The sequence below is a fragment of the Bacillus sp. 7705b genome, from assembly GCF_002289525.1.
Lineage (GTDB): Bacteria > Bacillota > Bacilli > Bacillales > Bacillaceae > Bacillus > Bacillus halotolerans.
Genome location: NZ_NSDH01000033.1, coordinates 123,555 through 144,242 on the forward strand (window position 1 = coordinate 123,555; position 20,688 = coordinate 144,242).

The 20,688-nt window shown below is 45.7% G+C and carries 24 protein-coding genes; 7 read left to right on the forward strand and 17 right to left on the reverse strand.

Annotated features, from left to right (window positions below; all coding sequences use genetic code 11):
• The first annotated feature begins 148 nt into the window (after window positions 1-148).
• The gene (yumC, locus tag CJU60_RS13200) at window positions 149-1,147 is read left to right on the forward strand and encodes a ferredoxin--NADP reductase 2 (protein WP_024122718.1); all 999 of its coding nucleotides are present in this window, start codon (window positions 149-151) and stop codon (window positions 1,145-1,147) included.
• A 40-nt stretch (window positions 1,148-1,187) separates the two neighbouring features.
• Here yumC and CJU60_RS13205 read toward each other — a convergent pair whose 3' ends face one another.
• Window positions 1,188-1,328, reverse strand: a complete 141-nt coding sequence (locus CJU60_RS13205; protein ID WP_024122719.1) for a hypothetical protein — start codon at window positions 1,326-1,328, stop codon at window positions 1,188-1,190.
• 279 nt (window positions 1,329-1,607) lie between these two features.
• Between CJU60_RS13205 and guaC the strand changes: the two genes are divergently transcribed.
• Window positions 1,608-2,588 (forward strand): GMP reductase, encoded by a 981-nt coding sequence (gene guaC, locus CJU60_RS13210; RefSeq protein ID WP_095713994.1) that lies wholly within the window; start codon window positions 1,608-1,610, stop codon window positions 2,586-2,588.
• A 53-nt stretch (window positions 2,589-2,641) separates the two neighbouring features.
• Here the strand turns inward: guaC and CJU60_RS13215 are convergent, their stop codons facing one another.
• The 4 genes from CJU60_RS13215 to CJU60_RS13230 form a co-directional block, all read right to left on the reverse strand.
• The gene (locus CJU60_RS13215) at window positions 2,642-3,004 is read right to left on the reverse strand and encodes a HesB/IscA family protein (protein ID WP_095713995.1); all 363 of its coding nucleotides are present in this window, start codon (window positions 3,002-3,004) and stop codon (window positions 2,642-2,644) included.
• 78 nt (window positions 3,005-3,082) lie between these two features.
• Complete coding sequence (dapF, locus tag CJU60_RS13220) at window positions 3,083-3,937, reverse strand: diaminopimelate epimerase (RefSeq protein WP_095713996.1); 855 nt, start codon at window positions 3,935-3,937, stop codon at window positions 3,083-3,085.
• A 122-nt stretch (window positions 3,938-4,059) separates the two neighbouring features.
• Entirely contained in the window at window positions 4,060-5,274 is a 1,215-nt protein-coding gene (locus CJU60_RS13225) for a NupC/NupG family nucleoside CNT transporter (RefSeq protein ID WP_095713997.1), read from the reverse strand.
• A gap of 136 nt (window positions 5,275-5,410) precedes the next feature.
• Window positions 5,411-5,647 carry a YuzB family protein gene (locus CJU60_RS13230; protein WP_010331736.1) on the reverse strand — a complete coding sequence of 79 codons (237 nt, stop codon included), beginning with the start codon at window positions 5,645-5,647 and terminating at the stop codon, window positions 5,411-5,413.
• A 263-nt stretch (window positions 5,648-5,910) separates the two neighbouring features.
• Between CJU60_RS13230 and CJU60_RS13235 the strand changes: the two genes are divergently transcribed.
• Window positions 5,911-6,978, forward strand: coding sequence for an NAD(P)/FAD-dependent oxidoreductase (locus CJU60_RS13235; RefSeq protein WP_024122723.1), 1,068 nt, complete (start codon window positions 5,911-5,913; stop codon window positions 6,976-6,978).
• 20 nt (window positions 6,979-6,998) lie between these two features.
• On the opposite strand, the gene CJU60_RS13240 is transcribed toward CJU60_RS13235, so the two are convergent.
• Complete coding sequence (locus CJU60_RS13240; RefSeq protein ID WP_024122724.1) at window positions 6,999-7,325, reverse strand: YuzD family protein; 327 nt, start codon at window positions 7,323-7,325, stop codon at window positions 6,999-7,001.
• Window positions 7,326-7,426: 101 nt separating this feature from the next.
• Between CJU60_RS13240 and CJU60_RS13245 the strand changes: the two genes are divergently transcribed.
• Window positions 7,427-7,762: a NifU family protein gene (locus CJU60_RS13245; protein ID WP_174754433.1), complete on the forward strand. Its 336-nt coding sequence runs from the start codon at window positions 7,427-7,429 to the stop codon at window positions 7,760-7,762.
• Window positions 7,763-7,801: 39 nt separating this feature from the next.
• Here CJU60_RS13245 and CJU60_RS13250 read toward each other — a convergent pair whose 3' ends face one another.
• The 5 genes from CJU60_RS13250 to cotNH all read right to left on the reverse strand — a co-directional run bounded on the left by CJU60_RS13250 (window position 7,802) and on the right by cotNH (window position 14,390).
• On the reverse strand, window positions 7,802-9,778 hold the full coding sequence (locus CJU60_RS13250; protein WP_095713998.1) for a S9 family peptidase: 1,977 nt from the start codon (window positions 9,776-9,778) through the stop codon (window positions 7,802-7,804).
• Window positions 9,779-9,886: 108 nt separating this feature from the next.
• Window positions 9,887-10,816: a homoserine kinase gene (gene thrB / locus CJU60_RS13255; protein WP_095713999.1), complete on the reverse strand. Its 930-nt coding sequence runs from the start codon at window positions 10,814-10,816 to the stop codon at window positions 9,887-9,889.
• Window positions 10,813-11,871 (reverse strand): threonine synthase, encoded by a 1,059-nt coding sequence (gene thrC / locus CJU60_RS13260; RefSeq protein ID WP_024122727.1) that lies wholly within the window; start codon window positions 11,869-11,871, stop codon window positions 10,813-10,815. Before thrC ends, thrB begins: the two co-directional genes overlap by 4 nt.
• Window positions 11,871-13,172 (reverse strand): homoserine dehydrogenase, encoded by a 1,302-nt coding sequence (locus tag CJU60_RS13265; RefSeq protein WP_095714000.1) that lies wholly within the window; start codon window positions 13,170-13,172, stop codon window positions 11,871-11,873. The genes thrC and CJU60_RS13265 overlap by 1 nt, the downstream gene beginning before the upstream one ends.
• Window positions 13,173-13,376: 204 nt before the next feature.
• Window positions 13,377-14,390, reverse strand: a complete 1,014-nt coding sequence (gene cotNH / locus CJU60_RS13270) for a spore coat-associated protein CotNH (protein ID WP_095714063.1) — start codon at window positions 14,388-14,390, stop codon at window positions 13,377-13,379.
• Between the two features lie 153 nt (window positions 14,391-14,543).
• On the opposite strand from cotNH, the gene CJU60_RS13275 reads away from it, so the two are divergent.
• The gene (locus CJU60_RS13275; RefSeq protein WP_024122730.1) at window positions 14,544-15,044 is read left to right on the forward strand and encodes a phosphatidylglycerophosphatase A family protein; all 501 of its coding nucleotides are present in this window, start codon (window positions 14,544-14,546) and stop codon (window positions 15,042-15,044) included.
• Window positions 15,045-15,070: 26 nt separating this feature from the next.
• On the opposite strand, the gene nucF is transcribed toward CJU60_RS13275, so the two are convergent.
• The 3 genes from nucF to CJU60_RS13290 are packed head-to-tail and all read right to left on the reverse strand — an operon-like array spanning window position 15,071 to window position 16,605.
• Window positions 15,071-15,841, reverse strand: coding sequence for a 5' nucleotidase NucF (nucF, locus tag CJU60_RS13280; protein WP_095714001.1), 771 nt, complete (start codon window positions 15,839-15,841; stop codon window positions 15,071-15,073).
• A 29-nt stretch (window positions 15,842-15,870) separates the two neighbouring features.
• Window positions 15,871-16,305: a DUF86 domain-containing protein gene (locus CJU60_RS13285; protein WP_024122732.1), complete on the reverse strand. Its 435-nt coding sequence runs from the start codon at window positions 16,303-16,305 to the stop codon at window positions 15,871-15,873.
• 24 nt (window positions 16,306-16,329) lie between these two features.
• Window positions 16,330-16,605: a YutD family protein gene (locus tag CJU60_RS13290; protein ID WP_003228682.1), complete on the reverse strand. Its 276-nt coding sequence runs from the start codon at window positions 16,603-16,605 to the stop codon at window positions 16,330-16,332.
• 112 nt (window positions 16,606-16,717) lie between these two features.
• Between CJU60_RS13290 and CJU60_RS13295 the strand changes: the two genes are divergently transcribed.
• Window positions 16,718-17,347: a YhcN/YlaJ family sporulation lipoprotein gene (locus tag CJU60_RS13295; RefSeq protein WP_095714002.1), complete on the forward strand. Its 630-nt coding sequence runs from the start codon at window positions 16,718-16,720 to the stop codon at window positions 17,345-17,347.
• 15 nt (window positions 17,348-17,362) lie between these two features.
• Here the strand turns inward: CJU60_RS13295 and lipA are convergent, their stop codons facing one another.
• Window positions 17,363-18,259 carry a lipoyl synthase gene (gene lipA, locus CJU60_RS13300; protein ID WP_010331747.1) on the reverse strand — a complete coding sequence of 299 codons (897 nt, stop codon included), beginning with the start codon at window positions 18,257-18,259 and terminating at the stop codon, window positions 17,363-17,365.
• A 237-nt stretch (window positions 18,260-18,496) separates the two neighbouring features.
• On the opposite strand from lipA, the gene lytH reads away from it, so the two are divergent.
• Window positions 18,497-19,477 (forward strand): L-Ala--D-Glu endopeptidase, encoded by a 981-nt coding sequence (gene lytH / locus CJU60_RS13305; protein ID WP_095714003.1) that lies wholly within the window; start codon window positions 18,497-18,499, stop codon window positions 19,475-19,477.
• Between the two features lie 27 nt (window positions 19,478-19,504).
• Here lytH and yunB read toward each other — a convergent pair whose 3' ends face one another.
• Both yunB and CJU60_RS13315 read right to left on the reverse strand, forming a co-directional pair.
• Complete coding sequence (yunB, locus tag CJU60_RS13310) at window positions 19,505-20,272, reverse strand: sporulation protein YunB (RefSeq protein ID WP_059292623.1); 768 nt, start codon at window positions 20,270-20,272, stop codon at window positions 19,505-19,507.
• A 71-nt stretch (window positions 20,273-20,343) separates the two neighbouring features.
• Window positions 20,344-20,649, reverse strand: a complete 306-nt coding sequence (locus tag CJU60_RS13315; protein WP_010331750.1) for a YunC family protein — start codon at window positions 20,647-20,649, stop codon at window positions 20,344-20,346.
• Window positions 20,650-20,688 lie beyond the last annotated feature (39 nt).

Sequence of the window (20,688 nt, forward strand, 5' to 3'; positions counted from 1 at the left end):
CATTTTTTTCTTATCGTATCGGCCCGCGGGCATATGATCAAGAATGAATGCGCATACAATGCACTCGCAAATTTTTCTGCTGACTCGTCAATTTTAAGAGCAATATGGTATAATTAATAACAATTTTCATTTAGGAGGCAATTTTCGTATGCGAGAGGATACAAAGGTTTATGATATTACAATTATAGGCGGGGGACCGGTCGGCTTATTCACCGCTTTTTACGGAGGCATGAGACAGGCAAGCGTCAAAATTATCGAAAGCCTGCCTCAGCTTGGCGGACAGCTTAGTGCCCTGTACCCTGAGAAATATATATATGACGTAGCAGGATTCCCGAAAATCCGCGCCCAAGAGCTAGTGAACAACTTAAAAGAGCAAATGGCGAAATTCGACCAAACCATTTGTTTAGAGCAAGCGGTTGAATCTGTTGAAAAACAAGCAGACGGCGTGTTTAAGCTTGTGACAAACGAAGAAACCCATTACTCTAAAACGGTCATCATCACAGCAGGAAACGGCGCATTCAAACCAAGAAAGCTCGAGCTTGAAACAGCCGAACAATACGAAGGCAAAAACCTTCACTACTTCGTTGATGATTTACAAAAATTCGCCGGCAGACGCGTTGCGATTCTGGGCGGAGGAGATTCAGCGGTTGACTGGGCGCTTATGCTTGAGCCAATCGCAAAAGAAGTTTCCATCGTTCACCGCCGTGATAAATTCCGCGCGCATGAGCACAGTGTGGAAAACCTTCACGCATCTAAAGTGAATGTCCTGACTCCATTTGTTCCGACAGAGCTCATCGGAGAAGACAAAATCGAGCAGCTTGTGCTCGAGGAAGTGAAAGGCGAGCGCAAAGAGATTTTAGAAATCGATGACTTAATTGTCAACTACGGCTTCGTCTCATCTCTTGGACCGATTAAAAACTGGGGACTTGAAATTGAGAAAAATTCCATTGTCGTCAAATCAACGATGGAAACAAATATCGAAGGCTTCTTCGCAGCAGGTGACATTTGCACATACGAAGGAAAAGTCAACCTGATCGCAAGCGGCTTCGGCGAAGCACCGACAGCTGTTAACAACGCGAAAGCTTATATGGACCCGAAAGCTCGCGTACAGCCTCTGCACTCTACAAGTCTTTTTGAAAATAAATAATAAAAAAAGGAGTTTGTGTCAAGATGACACAGCTCCTTTTTTATTTAAAGATATTTATATAATTCATCGCAGTTCCGATAACCAGCGCAATCACAAGGGCTGCTACAACCCAGATCGTGGCCATGATAATGCGGTCTTGGATCTTTTGGGACTTCGGTGTTTGTTCTTCGTTTTGAGTCATCTCCACTCGCTCCTTTCACATATCCATGTCATAAAGAAAGCCTGGTGCTGTAGGACCAAGCTGTGCTGAACTTATATATTAGCGTTTTATCATCCGCTCTATGAGATCATTCGTTAAGACTATGATACCCAAACTCATCTTGAATGACAAGCTTCCGCACCTGGATCACATCCATCATCAGATAAATCGTTTGACATCCTCTCTCAAACAGAGTACATTATACAAGGCGAACGTTTGATATATATTTATTATAAATATTCGTATTTAGGAGTGGATTCTATGGAAAACGTGTTTGATTACGAAGATATTCAGCTAATTCCTGCAAAATGTATTGTGAACAGCCGTTCTGAATGTGATACATCCGTGCGTTTAGGCGGACGTACATTTAAATTGCCCGTCGTTCCTGCCAATATGCAGACGATTATAGATGAGAAACTTGCGGTTTCATTAGCCGAAAACGGCTACTTTTATGTGATGCACCGCTTTGAACCTGAAAAACGGATTGACTTTATAAAGGACATGAACGCACGCGGCCTATTCTCTTCTATCAGCGTTGGGGTCAAAGATGAGGAGTATGCATTTGTCCGTCACCTGGCAGAAGAAAATCTGGTCCCTGAATACGTGACCATCGACATCGCTCACGGACATTCCAATGCCGTCATTGAGATGATTCAGCACCTCAAAAAACATCTTCCGGACAGCTTTGTCATCGCGGGAAATGTCGGAACACCGGAAGCGGTCAGAGAGCTCGAAAATGCCGGAGCGGATGCCACAAAAGTCGGCATCGGACCGGGAAAAGTATGTATAACGAAAATTAAAACCGGTTTCGGCACAGGCGGATGGCAATTAGCCGCGCTGCGCTGGTGCGCAAAAGCCGCCAGCAAACCGATTATCGCGGATGGCGGAATCCGCACCCATGGCGACATCGCAAAATCAATTCGATTCGGCGCCACCATGGTCATGATCGGTTCACTATTTGCCGGACACGAGGAATCACCGGGACAAACCATTGAAAAAGACGGAAAGCTCTACAAAGAATACTTTGGCTCAGCCTCTGAATATCAAAAAGGCGAAAAGAAAAATGTCGAAGGCAAAAAAATGCACGTAGAGCATAAAGGCGCAATCATGGATACGCTGATTGAAATGGAACAGGATCTTCAATCTTCTATTTCTTATGCTGGCGGAACTAAGCTGGAGGCTATCCGCAATGTGGATTATGTCATCGTGAAGAATTCGATTTTTAATGGAGATAAGTATTAAAAATAAAAAAAGCCAAGTCAGCGGCTCGCCGCTTGACTTGGCTTTTTCTATTATTAGCACTCTTCTGGTTTACCTGCATTCGTCGCTGTCCTGAAAGAAGAACCGCAGCCGCATGAGGCGATGGCGTTTGGATTATCGATGGTAAAACCGCCGCCAAGCATGGATTGCTTAAAGTCTATAATAGTGCCGTTCATGATATCAAGGCTTTCTTTGTCAACGAGAACAGTAATGCCGTGCTCCTCAAACATACTGTCTGCTTCGCTTTTTTCATGCTCAAAGCCCATTCCGTATGAAAGGCCGCTGCAGCCGCCGCCTTTAACGCCGACACGCAGAAACGCGTTTTCTTCTTCATGCTCTTTCATCATATCTTTTATATGCAAAGCTGCTGCTTCTGTAATTGTTACAGGGTTGGTCATTAATGTGAACCTCCTTTTAGAAACCGGATGTTGTCTTTTATTATAAACTTGATCGGCTCATTTCTCAAACTAGCTGTTTTATAAAAAATAGACGCCCTCACAAACAGTCTCTGCCGGACCTGTCATCATCACATGGCCGTTCTCTTTCCAATTAATGACCAAATCTCCGCCCGCTAAATGAACCGTAATGTCTTCATTTCGTCTTGATACGCCGTTTAAAACAGATGCGACAGCCGCTGCACAAGCGCCTGTTCCGCAAGCCTGTGTGATGCCTGATCCCCGTTCCCACACGCGGAAGTGCAGTTCATGCTCATTCACGGTTTCCACAAACTCGACATTCACACCTTCCGGAAATCTTGGATCTTTTTCAATCACCGGTCCCAGTGTCGTCAGCGGTGCCTGTTCAATATCGGCAATCGGAAAAACGATATGCGGATTGCCCATGGAAACCGCGGTGCCTTTTAGTTCAGCTTCGCCAAATGTCATTGTTTCATTAATGGTTTGCTCCTCACCGCCGCCAAGCATCGGAAGCTCGGCTTTTGTCAGACGCGGTTCACCCATATCGACAGTGACAACATTCACTTTTCCGTTTTCAGCTTGAACTTCCGCTTTTACAAGCCCGGAGAGGGTTTCAATCAGAAAAGATGTTTCCTCAACCAGCTTATGCTCATACGCGTATTTTGCAACGCAGCGCAGGCCGTTGCCGCAGTTTTTCCCTTCAGACCCATCATTATTAAAAATCCGCATTTTGACAGGTGCTTGATCTGAAGGACATATGAGGATCATACCGTCGGAGCCGATCCCTGTATAAACGGAAGACACTTGAACCGCTATTTCAGACAGTTGTTCTTCCGGCAGTTGTTCTTCAAATTGATTCACGTATATATAGCTGTTTCCAAGTCCGTGCATTTTGGTAAATCGAAATGAGTTCATAGATGCCTCCAACTTTTTCTCTTTTTCTTAGTATAAAAGCTATTATAAACGGACACAATACAATTATCCCCCGTTTTTCATACATAAAAGCTCCTTGCAATGACGCAAGGAGCTTTTATCTTTTATATGAACATGCCGGCAATAGCCGCGCTCAGCAGATTGGCTAATGTTCCCGCCAGAACAGCCTTTAACCCGAGGCGTGCGATATCTGAGCGGCGGCTTGGCGCTAAACCGCCAAGCGTACCGAGCATAATCGCAATCGAAGAGAAATTTGCGAATCCGCATAACGCAAAGCTGATAATCGTAGCGGTTTTTTTAGAAAACTCGCCGATGTGCGGACCGAAGTTAGAATAAGCGACAAACTCATTCAGCACTAATTTCTGGCCGATAAAGCTTCCAGCATGCAACGCTTCATGCCATGGCACACCAATCAAAAAGGCGATTGGAGAAAACACATAGCCGAGAAGAGATTCTAATGTGACATCTTTTAAACCGAACAAGCCGAAAACACCGCCGAGAATACCGTTGACCACGGCGATTAATGCCACGAAGGCAAGCAGCATCGCACCAACGTTCAGCGCAATTTGCAGACCTGTTGACGCACCCTTTGCAGCTGCGTCAATTACATTGGCCGCTCCTTCGCCTTCATCCATTTTGAAATCGTTTTTTACTGTTTGCGGCGTTTCCGTTTCAGGAATGATTAATTTCCCGAAAACCAGACCCGCGGGAGCAGCCATGAAGCTCGCCGCAAGCAAGTATTCAATCGGAATACCGAGAAGGGCGTAGCCAAACAAAGTTGAACCCGCAACAGCCGATAGACCGCTCGTCATAATTGTAAACAGTTCAGAGCGTGTCAGCCCTGCAATGAGGGGCCTGATCACCAAAGGAGATTCCGATTGCCCTACAAAAATATTAGCAGCAGCCGCAAGAGATTCCGTCTTGCTTGTCCCAAGAAGCTTCGACAATCCGCCGCCGATCACACGGAAAATGAGCTGCATGATTTTTAAATGATATAGAACTGCGATCAGTGCTGAGAAAAAGATGATGACAGGCAGTACACTTAAAGCAAACGCCGGGCTGTCGCCGACTTTTAAAAGCGGCCCAAATATGAAACTGATGCCTTCATTCGCATAATCAATCAGAAGCTGTACACGGCTTGAAAACCATAAAAAAACAGCGCGTCCCGCTTCCCATTTCAACACGATGTATCCAAACGCCACCTGTATACATAAACCAACGATGACGGTTCTTATTCTAATATTGCTTTTCTTTTCTGAAAATAAAAACGCGATGGCGATTATCCCAACTGCGCCAAGCAGTCCCCACAGAACATTCATGAATACACCTACACCTCTTAAAATTTATTTAAAACAAATCTTTTATACGATAACAATAATATTTTTTGATGTCTACACATTTTTTCAGTACTTTTGTACCGCAAAATAAAAAAGGGCCTGAGACAGGCCCTTTTCTTCAAAACATTGGGTTTTCTTCAATAAATGTATATATATTCTCAACAAGCTCAGCAGGTGTTTCACCCGTAACGACTTCTCCGTTTACTAGAGCGAATAGTGATTCCATACATTTCCCGCAATAGCTTAAACAGCCGTATTCAAGAACATCCAGATTCGGATCTTTCTCTAAAATCGCTCGGGCTTCCTGAGAGCCGTGAGCCAGATTGCTGACACAAAATTCAATCATTGGATTCATGCGGTTTCACCTCACATATGAACATTATCGCGAATTTTTCACTATTCGTCAAAGACAACGAACGCATTAAAATTTATTATCGTAACATATCATTCCTGCAATAACGTTTTACTAATTTGCGTTTTAAGGCTAATTTGTAGGTTATTTTGAAACTAATATTGTGATTTTAGATCAAATTCGATATAATTCTAGATGTTATTTTACAAAGTTCGTATTTTTCATCAATGTGTCTATCATACTCTTCGGGTTAAAGGGGAATTCAAATGAAAAAATTGGTCTTGATCGGCGGAGGTTACGGAAACATGCGTGTTCTTCATCGCTTATTGCCCAACCAGCTGCCTCATGATGTTTCAATCACGTTAATTGACAGAAATCCTTATCACTGCTTAAAAACAGAATATTATGCCCTTGCCGCAGGCACAATTTCTGACCACCATATCAGAGTGACGTTCCCAGAGCACCCTCGCCTGGATGTCGAGTACGGCGATATTTCATCAATTGATATTGCACAAAAACAAGTGCTGTTTCATGACCGCGAACCGATTTCTTACGATGACGCAGTGATCGGGCTCGGCTGCGAGGATAAATATCATAACGTGCCGGGAGCGCCCGAATTCACCTACAGCATTCAAACCATCGATCAGTCCCGCGAAACCTATCAAAAGCTGAACAACTTATGCGCCGAAGCGACTGTTGCCATTGTCGGAGCAGGCCTTAGCGGCGTTGAACTTGCAAGTGAATTAAGAGAAAGCCGTGACGATCTGAACATTATTTTGTTTGACCGCGGAGATCTCATTTTATCAAGCTTTCCCGAGCGTTTGAGCAAATATGTGCAAAAATGGTTCGAAGAGCACGGTGTCCGCATTATTAACAGGGCAAATATCACAAGAGTAGAAGAAGGCGTTGTGTATAACCACGATGACGCAATTTCCGCAGACGCCATCGTATGGACAGCCGGCATACAGCCGAATAAAGTCGTCAGAGACTTGGATGTGGAAAAGGACGCACAAGGCCGTGTCGTGTTAACCCCTCATCACAATGTCCCGGGTGATGAACATCTGTACGTTGTCGGAGATTGTGCCAGCCTTCCTCACGCACCGAGTGCCCAGCTGGCAGAAGCTCAAGCTGAACAGATTGTCCAAATATTGCAAAAACGCTGGAATGGTGAAGCCCTTCCTGAATCAATGCCTCAGTTTAAGCTGAAAGGCGTTTTAGGTTCACTCGGAAAAAAAGCCGGCTTCGGACTTGTTGCTGACCGGCCGCTGATCGGCCGTGTTCCGCGTTTGCTGAAATCCGGCTTGCTGTGGATGTACAAACACCATAACGGATAATAGCAGAACCGCTGATGAAGTCAGCGGTTTTCTGTATAACCGTATCTCTCCATTTCCTCATATACATCCTTCAATTTCGGATTGCCTTCTCCGACAATTTTATTTTCTACGAGGACGAGCGGATAAAAATATTCGTCATTTCTGATTTTTTCCGCAAGCTGTTTTACGTTTTCGACGTCAGGCGGCTCGTAAATGTCGATGTATTGGATTTCAAAAGGCTGATTCGGATATTTTCTTTTCAGCGCAGCCTCAAGCCATTCATATGTATCTTTAGCCGTCGGCATATTGACACAGCTTGCACAAACGGTTTCTGCCCCATATACGCTGAGCATGACTGTTTTGGTCATTGATAAGTGCCCCCATTTCTCTGCGTTACATTCTTTCTATTAAGTATACAGAGACAAAAGACGTTTTTATAGAAAAAAACCGTTTTTGTGTTCAAGTCTGAATGTGCTATAATAATGGGAGCAATTCTGCAAACCAAACAATAGATTTTTATTGTTACACTGAATATAATGGTTTTATGACGACGAAAGGAGCGAATGTCATGACTGAAGTTGAAATGAAAGAACAGGTGCAGGAAGTACTGGACAAACTTCGTCCGTTTTTACTTCGTGACGGCGGTGACTGTGAGCTTGTAGACGTTGATGAAGGTATTGTTAAACTTCGTCTTCTAGGCGCGTGCGGCAGCTGCCCAAGTTCAACAATTACGCTGAAAGCCGGAATTGAACGCGCTCTTCTTGAAGAAGTGCCGGGTGTAATTGAAGTAGAACAAGTCTTTTAATAAAGCAGCCAGGCTGATATTTGATCAGCCTGGCTTTTTTTATGAGAGATATTGGTCAAACCATGAGCTTATATAGGTCAGGCGCTTGATCCGCTGTCCCGGGTGTCCGCTGCGTGACAAATTATGCGTCGCTTTCGGAAAACGGACCAGCACGGTTTCCTTATCCATTTTTTTTAAGGCGATAAAAAGCTGTTCAGCCTGTTCAATCGGGCACCGGTCATCACGTTCGCCATGAAGAATTAAAAGGGGCGTCTCCACATTTGCCGCATATTTTAAAGGGGAACGGTCCCACAGTTTTTCTGTATCGGTAAACATGTCATGCTCAAGCTGCCAGTCCGTGAAAAAATAGCCGATATCACTAACGCCGTGAAAGCTGAGCCAGTTTGAAATCGAACGCTGAGTGACAGCTGCTTTAAAACGATTTGTCTGCCCCACGATCCAGTTGGTCATAAAGCCTCCGTAGCTTCCGCCTGTGACCCCTATCCGCTCGGCATCAATCTGCGGGTCTCTTTTGATCGCCTCATCCACTGCCTGCATCACGTCCTGATAGTCTTTTCCGCCGTAATCCCCTCTGACTGCGTTCACAAATTCCTGTCCGTAGCCATGGCTTCCTCTTGGATTTACATAAACCACTGCATATCCTTTCGCCGCCAGCACCTGAAATTCGTGAAAATATGTATGCCCGTACATCATATGCGGACCGCCGTGTATATTGAGAATAAGCGGATAGTTTTTGCCCTCTGCAGCCTGAGCAGGTTTCATCAGCCAGCCGTTCACCGTCATCCCGTCTTCTGTCACATATTGAATGTCTTCAGGTAACGAAATGAGGTGCTCGTCAACAAACTTGTCATTCGCATCGGTCAGCCGTTTTTCTTCCTGTCCAAGCGGAATGCTGTATAGCTCACTAGGTCTGTCGGGCTTTGTCATACTGGCAATAAAGCTTTGTTCGTCAGGATGAATGGAAAAGCTGTTGATATATTCTTTTTCTAACCGAATCGGATATACGAGTCCTTCTATAGAAACATAATAGATTCCTGTGCTGCCTTGTTCTGTGCCGATGACATAAAACCCTTGACTGTCTTTTGTCCAAACCGGGCGCTGTTCAGCTCCTCCTATCAGTGAGTCTCCAATCAACGCATCCGCTAAGTGAACGTCCAGCATATCAGTGAGACACGTAAGGCGGTCTTGCTCTATATCATAAAGCCACGCTTTTTCTAGCGTTGCATTCCGATATTCCTGTTCATGCCCAAGCAAAGCAAGGTACCTTCCGTCCGGTGAAAAAGAGCTGGGTCCGAATGAGCCGCGATGAGAGGTAATCAGCTTGAGATCTTCAGTCTCCAGCGACACCAAGCAGACATCGTGCGGCTTGCTGGCATCATCCGTTTCAGTCAAATTAGCTGAAAAAACGAGAGATTTGCTGTCAGGAGAAAAAGCCGGATCGAAGTGGTCAGCTTTTTCATTTGTCAGCTGTTTTACCTCACCAGACTTCACGCTGACAAGCACAAGCTGCGCATACGCCCCTCTCGTCAGCCCTTTTCCGTCCCGTTTATAGGCTAAACCATGCACTTCAACCGGTTCAAAGCTGTCGGGTTCCGTTTTCTCTTGATCATAAACACTTTCTTCATCTCCCAGGCTGACCGTGACAAGCACTGACTCTCCATCCGGAGACCATACCGGCTGAGACACGCCATACGGAATATCAGTCAGTTTTTTTGCCTCACCGCCTTCAGCGCTCATTATATAAAGCTGAGACACATCGCCATCACGGTCAGAAACAAACGCAATCTGACGTCCGTCAGGAGACCATCTAGGATTAGTGTTCCGCTTTTCTCCATGTGTCCAAGGAATGGACGCGCCGCTTTCCGCATCATATACCCATATATTTGAAGTATATGAATCTTTCTCTTTGTTTGCTTGTGACTTCACATAAGCCGCACGCTTGCCGTCCGGGGCGTATTGAGGGTCTGTCACCGAGACAATGGCTGTCATATCTTCGGCGGTCATCAGCTTTTTCATATCAATCTCCTCCTTTTTACATGTATTTCGTTTTTCTAAATAAAAATCCCTTTATATCAGGAAGAAAAAAAGCGTCCTCCGCTGATACTGAGGAACGCTTGGAATGAACTATACACTTTTCACTTGATAGAAAGGATTTCGCTCTATTATACTTCCCTCTTTCGGAACGGTCAAAGCGTCGACTTCACAATGCGGGAAATGAAGTGCGAGCTGCTCTTTCAGCGCTTCTCCTTTTCCTTTTTCGGTCATGACGAGAATCGTCGGGCCCGCTCCGCTGAGGGCAGTTCCATAAGCGCCTTTCATCTCGGCAACATGCTCCACTTTAGACAATTCCGGGACAAGCATCGCCCGATACGGCTGATGGAACATATCCTTTTTCATGATTTTTCCGACGAGCGGCCAATCCTTTGACATGATCGCCGCGATGAGAATGTTGCTGACGGCGCTGGCTTTTACAGCGTCTGCATATGGAAACTCTGCCGGGAGCACGTCCCGCGCGTCTCTTGTCAGCACCTCGTAAAAAGGAATGACAACCACAACATCAATGTCGGCATCCGGCACGCGGATCATTTGCGTCTCGTCGTCTTCATGCAGTCCGATCACAAGCCCGCCGACGAGAGAAGCGCCTGCATTGTCCGGATGTCCTTCTTCAAGGCTGGCTAAATGCAGCTTGTCCGCTTCGGAGAGCTTTAAACTGCATAATTCGTCTGCCAGTTCTATAGCCGCCACTATGGCCGCAGCACTGCTTCCAAGACCTCGTGCAAGCGGGATGTCGCTCCACACTTTCACATGTGCAGGAGGCATTGCTTTTCCGTACATATCTGCCGTCCGTTTCGCCACTTGATAGATCATATTATCTGTACCCGCCGGAATTCCGGCGACTGTTTCTGTTTCAGCTTCAAAAGACCATTGATCGCTTTCAAAGACGGTCAGCTTCAAATATCTGCTGAGCGCCATTCCGACTGAATCAAAGCCGGGGCCTAGGTTAGCCGTGCTTCCTGGAACAGTGACAGAGAACAGCATGTCGGCATCGTTCATACACGGGCCGCTCCTTTTAAGTATTCGAGGATGCTGTCTTCATCAGTCGGCAGGGTGACCGGCTTCATTTCAGAAATGTCGACCGCTGTGTTCGGGTCTTTCAGCCCGTTCCCTGTTAACACAGCCACAACCTTGCTGCCTTTCGGAATTTCTCCGGATTTTACTTGTTTCAGCACACCTGCAATAGATGCGCAGGAGCCCGGTTCTGCAAACACGCCTTCTTCACGGGCAATCAGCTGATACGCATGAAGAATTTCATCGTCAGTGACTTCGTCAATTTTCCCATTGGACTCCTCAGCCGCTTTTACAGCTTTATCCCAGCTTGCCGGGTTTCCGATACGAATCGCTGTTGCCACTGTTTCCGGGTTTTCAATGACTTCGTTGCGGACGATCGCAGCCGCACCTTCCGCTTCAAAACCGCGCATTTTCGGAAGGCCAGTGCCGTTTTTCTCATGATATTCTTTGAAGCCCTTCCAGTACGCTGTGATGTTTCCCGCATTTCCGACCGGGATCGCCAAAACGTCCGGTGCTTCGCCCAGCTGTTCGCATACTTCAAAGGCAGCTGTTTTTTGGCCTTCGATGCGGTAAGGGTTGACCGAGTTGACAAGCGCGATCGGTGATTTTTCACAAATTGAACGGACAATTTTAAGGGCATCGTCAAAGTTGCCGTCGATCGCAATGATTTCAGCTCCGTACATGACTGCTTGAGCGAGCTTGCCAAACGCGATTTTCCCGTTCGGGATGATGACAATACATTTCATATCGGCGCGGGCTGCATAAGCAGCCGCAGCCGCTGATGTATTTCCGGTTGACGCGCACATAATCGTGTCGTTGCCTTCTTCTTTCGCCTTTGCCACCGCCATGACCATCCCGCGGTCTTTAAAAGATCCAGTAGGGTTTACGCCTTCTGTTTTGACATGGAGCTCAATCCCGAGCTGTTCAGACAGCTTCGGCAAATGAATGAGCGGCGTATTGCCTTCATGTAACGTAAGCGCCGGTGTTTGATCCGTTACGGGTAAAAACTCTTTATATTGATGGATAAGTCCTTTCCACATTAGCTCCAACCGTTCCCTTCTACACGATATGTGCTTTTGACTTCTTGAACGACTTCCAAATCATTTAAGTTTTGCAGGATATCACTGAAATCAGCTTCTGATGTGTGGTGTGTGACGATGACGATTTCTGCTAACTCATCATGCCCCTTAATCGGCAGCTGAAGAATTTTCTCAAAGCTGACGCCCCGTTCTGAGAACACAGACGTGATTTTCGAGAATGAGCCTACCTCATCCTTCACGTGAATTCTCAAAAATTGCTGTGCATAAATATCGGACGGCGACTTCATGTTTTTCTCATATTGCGGCGCAACAAAGCTGTTGCCGGTTACGCCGAGACGCATGTTTTTCATGACAGCAACCAGGTCAGACACAACTGATGTGGCTGTCGGCATGCTTCCCGCTCCCGGGCCATAGAACATCGTCTCTCCGACAGCTTCGCCATACACGTAGACGGCGTTATATTCATTATGCACGGCAGAAAGCGGATGGTGATCTGGAAGCAGCGTCGGCTGAACGCTGACTTCAATTTTGCTGCCGTCACGCTGGGCAATTCCGATCAGCTTCATTGTGTAGCCGAGGCGTTTGCTGAAGCTGATATCCTCGTCTGTAATCTGGGAGATCCCCTTCACTTTGACATCTTCCAGATCGACGTTCATTGAGAAGCCGAGACGCGCCAATATTGCCATTTTCCGTGCGGCGTCGAGCCCTTCCACATCTGAAGTCGGGTCAGCTTCGGCAAACCCGAGATCCTGCGCTTCCTTAAGCACTTCCTCGTAAGGGCTTTTCTCTTTAATCATTTTGGTTAAGATAAAGTTCGTTGTTCCGTTTACGATTCCCATCATTTTAGTAATCCTGTCTGATGAGAGGCCTTCCTCTAATGTGCGAAGAATTGGAATCCCGCCAGCAACGCTGGCTTCGAAGTAAATATCACAGCCATTTTCCTTTGCTTCAGCTAGCAGTTCAGAACCGTACACGGCCATTAAATCTTTGTTTGCCGTGACAACGTGTTTTTTCGATTTCAAAGCGTCAAGCAAATATTGCTTTGTCTGCTCAACACCGCCGATCACCTCGATGATGACATCAACATCTGGATCGTCGATCACATCATATACTTCTGTCGTGAGCACTTCCTTCGGCAAATCTACTTCTCTTTTTTTCTCTAAATCTTTCACAAGCACTTTTTTTATTGTAATTGGACAGCCAACCTGATGCATCAGCTTATCCTGATGGTCTTGAATAATTTTAACGACACCGCTTCCGACGGTACCTAAGCCTAAAAGCCCTACACGAATTGCTTTCAAAAAAACTCCACCCTTCTTCGGATTGTCCTCTCAAGAGAGACAATTGTTAACTCAACACAGACATATAAGTTACAAATATTATATAAGCCCATTTCTGTTTTGACAAGACAACAATCTGCTGAATTTTGCGAATGTAAACGCTTAACCAATTGATATGACAAGATTCTTTATTTTCTAATTATTTTTGTCAGATTTTCTCCTTCCTTACAAGCCGCCCTTTCCGAGCCAGCTGACAGGGGGAACAAAAATGTTCTGCGCTCTCATGTTCATAAACTCCTGGACGGCATTCAGAAATTGTTCATAGCCCGAATCGCTGAGAATGTAGTCGAGCTGCTCTTCATAATAGTGCTTTTCCGATTCTGAAGAAATATAGTAGCCTTCCACGATTTCATAATAATGAAGCGGAAAAAGGAGACGGCTGTACAAAAGACGCTTCGAAAATGAAGACAGCGGTGTGATTTGCTCGTATTCCTGCAAAAAGCGAAAGCCCTGCCGGTTAAAATCATCACGATGATGCAAAAATGTGTGTCTCATATATTCGGCTAAATCGCGTGCAGCGTGGTCAAATACCCAGTCAGCCGGAATCCTGATTAGGGATTCAGAAGACCACGTATTTCTTTCCATCCTCTGATGGCATATTGTTCCTGAATCAGCTGCTTGCGGTTTGTCATCGAGCTCAGTATCGACTAAATATTGAATCGCGTTTTCTGACAGTCCTAAATAATATGGAAACGATTCAATCATTTTTTTATCAAAGGGCTCGTGCGGAGGGGTATGAACCTTTCGCTGCCAAAACGCTTCAAGCTGATCAATGCGTTTTCCCCACAGGTCTTTCCACTGCCCGATTCTTCCGGCCTCCTTCACTTCGTACGGGTATCCTCTGCCCTTTCGATGAAACTCCGCCAGTTCTGTCCCTATGGAAAATGCCCGGTTTGAAAAAGGAGGAGCCGCCTTCAGCAGGGCGTACGTTTTTCCTTCATGTTCAAAGGTCAGCTCGCCTTCTTTTGTAAAGATAAAAACGGAAACGTATGGGTCACTTTGTTCTTGTAAATACTGACTCATGTAATAAAGCTCCGCCAGCTCCTCATCTGAAAAATGGGAAACGGGAACAATCAAAAAGAAGGAATTCGGTGTTTGAAAGCATTGATACGTATGCTGATACATTGAAAGCTGCCGGATATGAATGCCGTATTTTTCTTTTATTGTGCCTTTCACAATGATCACCTGCCTGTTGAATTAGGGCTCATCACATCGTAGTCATACACAGGCGGAATTATGAATACATATTTTAATCCGACGAAGGAGCAAGAAAAAGTCGTAAACATCTCGTACGTTTTGTATAAACTAGTAAAAAAAGATTGGGTGAAGTTGATGTCAGATAAAGAACAAATCAGTCAGATGGAAGCCAAAGCAAGAGAACGGATGAAGGAGCGCGGCGTTGAGGTATCCGATATTGCCGAGCTTGTCTTTTTTCTGCAGAAAAAATATCATCCGGATTTAACCATGGATGAATGCACGTTGAATGTGAATCGGGTCCTCGCAAAGCGTGAGGTGCAAAACGCGATTTTAACGGGCATTGAATTGGACGTTCTTGCTGAGCAGAAAAAACTGTCTGAACCGTTGCAAACGATGCTGGAGATAGATGAAAGCCTATATGGAGTAGATGAAGTTCTGGCATTTTCCATCGTGAATATTTACGGGTCCATCGGGTTTACAAACTATGGCTACATCGACAAAGAAAAACCCGGTATCCTCGGCCGTTTAAATGATAAATCAACCGGCGAATGCCATACATTTCTTGATGACATTGTCGGCGCCATTTCCGCTGCGGCCTCCAGCAGGCTTGCACACCGCGCGCGGCATACAGAATAAAGGGCACCCTTTTGGGGCGCCCTTTTTTATATATGTTGAATCCACTCAGTCAGAGAATCAATAGCGTGAGTCGGTTTTTCCATATCGTCTGTCATATGCTCTCTTTTCGTTACGCCTGTGTGGACAAGCAGCGTATCCATCCCTGCATTAATGCCTGCCATAATGTCAGTCGCGTAGTTGTCGCCGACCATAAGTGTTTCGGATACATCAGTGCCGAGAACACGCATCGCCTGCTCCATGATGATGGATTCCGGCTTGCCGATAAATACCGGCTGCACGCCTGTGGATACGGTTATCACAGAGGTCAGTGAACCGTTGCCCGGCAGGAGGCCTCTTTCAGTCGGTATGGCAATGTCACCGTTTGTGGAAATAAAGCGGGCGCCATTTCTGATTGCGAGGCAGCCGACGGCAAGTTTTTCGTATGTAATCCCGCGGTCAATTCCGACAACAACAAAGTCTGCCTCTTCCTCTGCAAAGGTCAGGCCGTTTTCTTCAATCGCCTGGCGAATTCCTTCTTCCCCGATCACATACACAGACGCGTCTTTTTTCTGCTGGGCGATATGCTGGGCAGTCGCCATGCTTGTCGTAAAAACCTGCTCCTCTGTTGCCGGAATGTCAAAAGAGACCAGCTTGTCCGCCACCTGCTTCGGTGTGCGGGAAGAGTTGTTTGTCACAAAAAGATAAGGAATGCCGCGATCTTTCAGCGTTCTGACAAATTCACACGCTTCCTCGATTTTTTCTGTGCCGTTGTACATCGTTCCGTCTAAATCAATTAGATATCCTTTATATGTTTTCATTTTTAAACACTCCTGTGGCTTTCCTGTCGTTATTTAAACGCGGAAACAGGGCCCAGCTCTGTTTCCAAGTAGCTTCTGATTCGTTTCGGAAAGACTTGAAGGACCGCTAGATGCGCGGTGATCAGCTTGTAAAGCTCTGCACTGTCAGCGAGCTGGTATTGCTGAACCAATGTTTTTCGGTACGCAATCAATTGCTTCAGCTCTGCCCCCTCTTCTTCCGTTACGACTTTTTCATCAACCAGTATGTCCATGATATCATCATAGCTGCCCGGGTCCCGCATAATAAAACCGTCAATCATGTCATTTCCTGTATCGAGAATGCATTCGATTAACAGGTGGCCGATGCGTTCAAGCGCGAGCCCCTCGATCTCGGATTTCCAGTCTGTTTGCGAATGAAACAGCTCCAGCTGACGCTCGAAGAACCCGAGTGTATGCTCTATCTTGTTTCTGTCAACAAAATACATGACAGCATCCCCTTTGTGTAATGGTTATTTTCTGATCCGTTTTAAGACAAAATACGCACAGCCGAAATTACAGTATTCGTAAATGTATTCGTCCAATGTGCTGATTTTCGTTTCAAAGGTCGCCTTTTGATTCTGGTCGTCAAAGAAGCCCTTGAGCCTGAGCTGGCCGTATCCCCAGTCTCCCACAATGTAATCGTATTTATTTAAAATATCGGAATAACGGGCTTTAAAAGCCTCTTCGTTGAAGCCGTCTTTGAAATTGTGCACCAGCTCAAATTCGGCATTTTGAATAAGAATCATGATCTCACCTCTTTTTCACTCATTCCTATCATAATTCATTGCCCCGTCCCCATCAATTGCTAAAGAATAATTCGTGTGATTTGGCTACCCTACACATGAGGAGGGATTACAAATGAAGCGAACTGCTGTCAGCCTCTGCCTGATGACCGGGCTTTTATCCGGATGCGGAGGCGCAGGACTCAATAACGCTGAACAGAATGCCCAGCATCAAAATGAAACCAGGCCCATTCATGTATCTGACCGCAATGAAGCTTTTAACAGGCATGATGAGAATGAACAGTTTGGTTATGTCCGCTATCAAAAAGAACAATTTGACGGCGAACAGCAGGAGACACCGGCGCCAGCCCGTGAAGAAACCGCTCACATTATATCAAGCTTAACGGTTCAGCTCCCTCATATTCAAGATGCCGCAGCGCTTGTCACTGACCAAGAAGCGCTTGTCGTGTACAAAACCGATTCGAAAAACCGTGAGCTGACAGCTGATCAAGTGAAAAAAACGGCGGTTTCGGTGATTCCGCGTTACTATCATGTGTACATTTCCGACAATCCAAATCACATGCAGGCCATCAAAAATTACAGCAATCTCGGTTCTGGTTCAAGAGATGTCAGAGACATCATGTCGGGGACGATACAAGAAATGAAAATCTCCCCGCAAGGAAGCCCTGTCTCGGAAAACGAAAATGCCAATGGAGAAACACGCCAGGACAAGGAAACGAATAGGAATGACAAAAACGCCAGATGATCTGGCGTTTTGGCATTATGCTTGCGCTTGGCGTTTTTTAGATGCTTCGTTAACCTGTTCATCCGCATGGTAGGAGGAACGGACAAGCGGACCGGCTTCACAGTGGCTGAAGCCTTTTTGCATCGCGATTTCCTTCAATTCTGCAAATTCATCAGGGTGATAATATTTTTGGACTTTTAAGTGCTTCTTCGACGGCTGCAGATATTGGCCTATTGCCATAATATCAACATTGTTTGCCAAGAGGTCGTCCATCACTTCGATAATTTCTTCTTTCGTTTCACCGAGTCCGATCATGATGCTTGATTTTGTCGGGATGTCAGGCTGCATTTCTTTCGCGCGGCGCAAAAATTCCAACGAACGGTCGTACGTCGCACGCGCGCGGACTCTTGGCGTCAGGCGGCGAACCGTTTCGATATTGTGATTCAGGATGTCAGGGCGCGTATCCATTAACGTTTTTAAGTTATCATAGTTTCCGCCCATATCTGACGGAAGCACCTCAATCGTTGTGAACGGGCTTTTTCTGCGGATTGCACGGACAGTTTCCGCGAAAATACCCGCACCGCCGTCTTTTTGGTCATCACGCGCAACAGCTGTGATAACCGCGTGTTTCAGATTCATCAGAGCGACGGAATCTGCTACGCGTTCCGGCTCTTGCAGGTCAAGCTCAGTCGGAAGGCCCGTTTTGACTGCGCAGAAACGGCACGCTCTCGTACAAACGGATCCTAAGATCATAAATGTCGCTGTACGTCTCACTGCCCAGCATTCATGAATATTCGGACATTTTGCTTCTTCACATACGGTGTGCAGATTGTTTTCCCGCATGAGTTTTTTGAGTCCTGTATAATTTTCATTTGTATTTAATTTGATTTTGAGCCATTCGGGCTTTCTGAGGTGTTCGTCTTTCTTTGCCAATTCCCATCATCTCCAATATCCAATATACTCAATTTCTGACACGAAACATTCTGAAAACGAGATAGGTGCAGTTTTTTCATTTCTGCAACAAAAATAATGTTTTTCTAACTAAAGAAAGTCTTTTCTTTAGACACTTTAACATAGGAAAAATTTCTCGACAAGGGAAGATGATTACTGACATTTTCTCGCCGGGTTGCCGCAAACTATGTGTATTCAATATTGAAAGGAGATTATTTTGTGAAAGTTGTGTTATCTGCCCTTCTTCTCCTTTTGTTTGCATTTGAACCTTATGCGTCTGGAAAAGAGCTTTCAGATCCGGTGCTTTCCAAACGGATGGAATTATATCATAAAGTCGAGGCTGTAACGCAGATTCCTTGGTATGCGCTTGCCGCTGTTGATCAATACGAGGAGAATGTGCGGAGCAACAGAAAGGATCTGCCTGAAAAAACGGGAATCATCAGCATCTATGTACCGGATGAGATCTGGAGCGGACCAGAAAACCCGAATCCGAAAGACGATGCGCCGTTAAGCATAAAAGTGTTTGACGGAATCGGAATGGACGGTGACGGCGACGGGAAAGCCGAGGTCAGCAATGATGAAGACATTCTGTATACATTCGCACAATATCTGCTGTCATACGGCACAGATGAGGAGAATATCCGCATTGGGCTCTGGAATTATTACCGCCGTGATCAAACGGTGGGAATCATATCCGAGTTCATGAAGCTGTTTAAGGCTTACGGTCATATTGATTTGGGCGAGCATGCGTTTCCGCTTCCGATCAGAACGGATTACAGCTACCGCAGCACGTGGGGAGACGCCCGCGGCTTTGGGGGAAGGCGGATTCATGAAGGAACAGATCTCTTTGCCCACTATGGCCTTCCTGTTAAATCCACCTGTTACGGCGTCATTGAAATGAAAGGCTGGAACCGCTTTGGAGGATGGAGAATCGGCATCAGAGATATTAACAATACGTATCATTATTTCGCCCATCTCAATGGGTTTGCAAAAGGCATTAAAACAGGGCAGATCGTTGAGCCCGGTCAAGTGATCGGGTCAGTGGGCAGCTCAGGATACGGCCCGCCTGGCACGGCCGGAAAATTTCCGCCGCACCTGCACTATGGCATGTATAAGGATAATGGAAAAACTGAATGGTCGTTTGATCCTTATCCTCATTTGAGAGCTTGGGAGCGCTATGAGTACAAGAAAAAGAAATGATGAAAGCCGCCTCATGAAAAGGCGGCTTTATTTGCTGTTTTTTTCATTTTTTGAATCATGGCTGTCTTCTTCTTTGCTGCTTGGAAGCTGGACAGAAGGCGTAACACCTGAACCGCCGCTTCCGTTATAAAATTGCGGCACTTCGCCCTGCACTGCTTTAATTGATACAGGAACATTATTGGTGACCACGGCCGTTTTGCTTGCGAACGGGATGATGACCTTCACTTTAATTTCTACGAAGATGCTGATATCAATAAGTGCGTTATTAATGCCGTATGGCTTTATTTTTGTTTTGACGTCCGTAAAGGCGTCACCGATCAAATTAAACCGGACCGGGATTTTCGGGCCGAGGTTTCCAAGAAGGCTGTTTCCTGTCACCTGTCCCAATGGGATGTTGATCATAATATTTTCACTGGCGCCGCTGTGTCCGGTGTGGGTTTCCATCTCTTTCAAATGAGACTGAAGCTGTTTTGTCACCTTTGTTTTCACACTGTTTATAATCTGTGTATTAAAATCGATTGTCGTTAAATTTCCGTTTTCATCAGAATTCATTTGAAACATATCTTTCATATTTTCGCTGTCAGACATATAATCCTCAATCGAATCCTGAATCACCTCTGTTGCCACACGCTTCGTTTCCATTTCACCGATGCTCATTAATACCGGTTTAATCGAGCCGTTGATAATCCAAAGGCTGACTGTTGTTGATATGATAAAAAATACGAGTGACAGCAGCAGCACGTACCGGAAAGGCAAAGGTCCTCTCTTGCGAAGAGGGCCGCGATATCTTGGCAAGAAAATCCCCCCTTACATATCACAATGTATGCTTGTAAGGGGGGACATAGTAATAGCCGGGCCAATTTATTTTATTTCACCATTTTTAAAAGCGCTTCTCTGCCGCTCATGCCGGCATGAATGCCAAGATCTTCTGCGGCATATGTGACGGATTCTAAAGGGGCGTCTAACAGCTGGTCAATTGTTCGCACACCAACCGCCCGTCCCGCCACAATTCCACGCTCCTTTAATTTTTCATTCAGCAGCGCCACATCAAGCGCGCCGCACATAATGTATCCGTGATCATTGGAAACTGCCATGAAATTTGTTTTTGGAAGCTTTACTGTTACAGCTGTAAAAGGCTGTCCTTCGATCATAATCGGTGTCAGATTTACCACGTCAACCACTCCCTTCCTTCATCACTTTATGATGAAGGA